The organism is Flavobacterium sp. (genome assembly GCF_044373165.1).
Classification (GTDB): Bacteria; Bacteroidota; Bacteroidia; order Flavobacteriales; family Flavobacteriaceae; genus Flavobacterium.
On record NZ_JBILQL010000122.1, the window covers coordinates 1 to 4,048 of the forward strand.

Here is a 4,048-nt window from a genome sequence, read left to right on the forward strand (position 1 = left end):
CGGTTCTAAAGAAATGACTTTACGCGCTTCCGACCTATTCCGCAAAAACGATGTAGAATTGAACACATTGCAAGAATACTTCCTATCCGTCGCCATGGCCAAAGTAGCCACTTCAGCTTATGAAGCCTTTGACATGGGCGTACTGCAAAAAGGAAAAGACATAGTAGTGGTCAACAAAGACCGTCAGATAGCCGAAGCTAAAAAACACGCATTGCTAATGGCGGAAGCCGGTTACACCCAACCAATTCAAAGAAAAGATGTAAAAGTATTGGGTAAACAAGCCCTTGGTATGTTTTTAGTTGGTACCGATCAAATGGTGGCCGGAAAATACATCTCGGAACACGACCAAAAAATTGCTAACAAACTAGCCTATGTAATGGCCGGAGGCGATTTATCCGAACCAACATTAGTGTCAGAACAATACTTACTAGATATTGAAAGAGAAGCTTTCTTAAGCTTGTGTACAGAACGCAAGACTTTAGAAAGAATCCAATTCATGCTAACCAAAGGAAAACCCCTAAGAAACTAAGTCTCGTAGAGACGTCATACGGGTAGACAAATAAATTATGATTCAATAAAGTTCCGTAGGAACGACATAAAATAGCAGTAATGAAAAAAACAACAGCATACATTGTTTCCGCCTATCGAACCGCGGTAGGTAAAGCCCCAAAGGGAGTTTTCCGTTTCAAACGACCGGATGAATTAGCCGCAGAAACGATTGAGTACATGATGGCTCAGCTTCCTGATTTCGACAAAACCCGTATCGACGACGTTATGGTAGGAAACGCCATGCCCGAAGCCGAACAAGGATTAAACGTAGCCCGTTTGATTTCCCTAATGGGATTAAAAGTAACCGATGTTCCGGGTGTAACAGTCAACCGTTATTGCGCTTCAGGAATAGAAACCATTGCGATGGCCACTTCTAAAATTCAAAGCGGAATGGCCGATTGTATCATCGCCGGCGGTGCCGAAAGCATGAGCTTTATTCCAATGGGCGGTTACAAACCAACACCGGATTACAGCGTTGCAGCCGAAGGTCACGAAGATTATTACTGGGGAATGGGCTTAACCGCTGAAGCAGTAGCCAAACAATTCAACGTGTCTCGCGAAGACCAAGATGAGTTTGCTTTGAATTCGCATTTAAAAGCCATAAAAGCCCAAGCCGAAGGTAAATTCGACAAGCAAATTGTTCCGATTACTATCGAACAAACGTTTATCAATGAAAACGGTAAAAAAGAAACCAAATCCTATACCGTGACCAAAGACGAAGGTCCGAGAGCTGACACCAACGCGGCAGCTTTAGGAAAACTCAGACCTGTATTTGCTGCCGATGGTAGTGTAACAGCCGGTAATGCTTCACAAATGAGTGATGGTGCTGCTTTTGTTCTGATAATGAGTGAGGAAATGGTGAAAGAATTGAACCTTACGCCTATTGCCAGAATGGTAAGTTATGCCGCTGCCGGTGTGGAACCAAGAATCATGGGAATCGGTCCGGTAAAAGCCATTCCGAAAGCTTTGAAACAAGCAGGCCTGACTTTAAACGATATCAACTTAATCGAATTAAACGAAGCTTTTGCTTCTCAAGCTTTAGCCGTAACCAGAGAATTAGGCATCAATCCTGACATTGTCAATGTGAACGGCGGTGCTATTGCTTTAGGACATCCGCTAGGTTGTACCGGAGCTAAATTATCGGTGCAATTATTTGATGAAATGAAACGCCGAGGTGACAAATACGGAATCGTTTCCATGTGTGTCGGAACCGGACAAGGCGCGGCGGGCGTTTATGAATTATTATAATTTCAAACATTAAGAAATTAAGAAAAGTTAAAGGTTTCATTAAGGCTCACATTTTCTTAATGTAAAAACTTAACTTCTTAATGGTAAACACTAATCAGAAAAAAATTTAAAATAATAATAAAATGGAAGATATAACAAGAGGTGGACAGTTTTTGGTAAAGGAAACCAAATGTGAAAACATTTTTACTCCTGAAGATTTCTCAGAAGAACAAATCATGATGCGCGATTCTGTTAAAGAATTTGTCGATAAAGAAATTTGGCCTAACAAAGACCGTTTTGAACACAAAGACTACGCATTTACAGAAGAAATGATGCGCAAAGCCGGAGAAATGGGCTTTTTAAGCGTAGCTGTTCCTGAAGCTTATGGCGGTATGGGCATGGGATTCGTGGATACTTGTTTGGTGTGCGATTATATTTCGGGTGCGACCGGTTCGTTCTCAACGGCTTTTGGTGCGCATACCGGAATTGGAACCATGCCGATTACTTTATACGGAACCGAAGAACAAAAACAAAAATACGTGCCTAAACTGGCTTCAGGCGAATGGTTTGGTGCTTACTGTTTGACCGAACCCGGCGCAGGTTCTGATGCCAATTCCGGAAAAACGAAAGCGGTTTTATCGGCTGATGGAAAGTATTACAACATTACCGGACAAAAAATGTGGATTTCTAATGCGGGATTCTGTTCTGTATTTATTGTTTTCGCTCGTATTGAAGATGACAAAAACATTACCGGTTTCATTGTAGAAAATGATCCAAGCAATGGAATCACGATGAACGAAGAAGAACACAAATTAGGTATACGCGCCTCTTCTACCCGTCAGGTTTTCTTTGCAGACACCAAAGTTCCGGTAGAAAACATGTTGGCCGGACGTGGCGAAGGGTTCAAAATTGCCATGAATGCTTTGAATGTAGGTCGCATCAAATTGGCTGCCGCTTGTTTGGACGCGCAACGTCGTGTGACTTCCAATGCCGTGAATTATGCTAATGAAAGAATTCAGTTCAATACGCCTATCTCCAGTTTTGGCGCTATCCGATATAAACTAGCCGAAATGGCCACTTCTGCTTATGCCGGAGAAAGTGCTACTTACCGTGCTGCCAAAGACATTGAAAATCGTATCAAAATTCGAGAAGCCGAAGGTGCAAGCCATCAAGAAGCTGAATTGAAAGGCGTAGAAGAATTCGCTATCGAATGTTCCATTTTAAAAGTAGCCGTTTCAGAAGATGTTCAAAACTGTGCCGATGAAGGCATTCAAATCTACGGCGGCATGGGATTCTCTGAAGATACGCCTATGGAAAGCGCTTGGCGTGATGCCCGTATTGCCCGTATCTACGAAGGAACCAATGAAATCAACCGAATGCTATCGGTAGGAATGCTAATCAAAAAAGCGATGAAGGGTCATGTAGATTTACTCGGACCGGCCATGAAAGTGCAAGAAGAATTAATGGGTATTCCATCCTTCGATACACCTGATTATTCAGCCTTATTTTCGGAAGAAAAAGAAATGATTGGCAAGTTGAAAAAAGCCTTTTTAATGGTAGCCGGAGCGGCTGTTCAAAAATACGGGATGGATTTAGACGCACACCAACAACTATTGATGGCTGCTGCTGATATGCTTATCGAAATATACATTGCTGAAAGTACTATACTAAGAACTGAAAAATTAGCCAAAAAAGAGGGCGAAGCTAAAGTTACGGAGCAAATCGCTATGGCTAAATTATATTTATACAAAGCCGTAGATGTGGTTACCCAAAAAGGAAAAGAAAGCATTATCTCTTTTGCGGAAGGCGATGAACAACGCATGATGCTAATGGGATTACGCCGTTTTACCAAATATACCAATATGCCGAATATTGTAGGTTTAAGAGAAACTATTACAGCCAAGTTGGTGGCGGAAAATAGTTATTGTTTTTAGATTTTTAGTTAAGTTAATTGTGTTGAAAGACCATCTGAGCAATCAGATGGTTTTTTTATTAAGGGTAAATTCCTATTTTAGTGGCTCAAAATTTAAACTTATGAAATTATTAGGAATAGGCTCCAGAATCAACCACGCTGAATATGGTAAAGGCGTAGTAACCAATGTGTCATCCAAAGAATATTGGGTAACTTTTATAGAAAACGGATTAGAAACCATCGCCATCGACAGCGAATTTGAAGTCATAGAACATGCCGAAAATGAAGTCGACACCGTAAGTTTTTACGACGTAGAGCAAAGTTTATTATCAATCTTAAAAAAATGGAATGGCTTAGGAG

At 41.3% G+C, this 4,048-nt stretch carries 2 protein-coding genes and 2 pseudogenes; all 4 read left to right on the forward strand.

Annotation, left to right across the window (positions count from 1 at the left end; translation table 11 throughout):
• A pseudogene (locus ACIQ32_RS11360) lies at positions 1–529 on the forward strand (3-hydroxyacyl-CoA dehydrogenase); the annotation flags it as partial.
• Between the two features lie 80 nt (positions 530–609).
• On the forward strand, positions 610–1,797 hold the full coding sequence (locus ACIQ32_RS11365) for an acetyl-CoA C-acyltransferase (RefSeq protein WP_396195807.1): 1,188 nt from the start codon (positions 610–612) through the stop codon (positions 1,795–1,797).
• A 122-nt stretch (positions 1,798–1,919) separates the two neighbouring features.
• Positions 1,920–3,710 carry an acyl-CoA dehydrogenase family protein gene (locus ACIQ32_RS11370; RefSeq protein WP_396195808.1) on the forward strand — a complete coding sequence of 597 codons (1,791 nt, stop codon included), beginning with the start codon at positions 1,920–1,922 and terminating at the stop codon, positions 3,708–3,710.
• Between the two features lie 100 nt (positions 3,711–3,810).
• Positions 3,811–4,048 (forward strand): annotated as a pseudogene (locus ACIQ32_RS11375) (hypothetical protein); the annotation flags it as partial.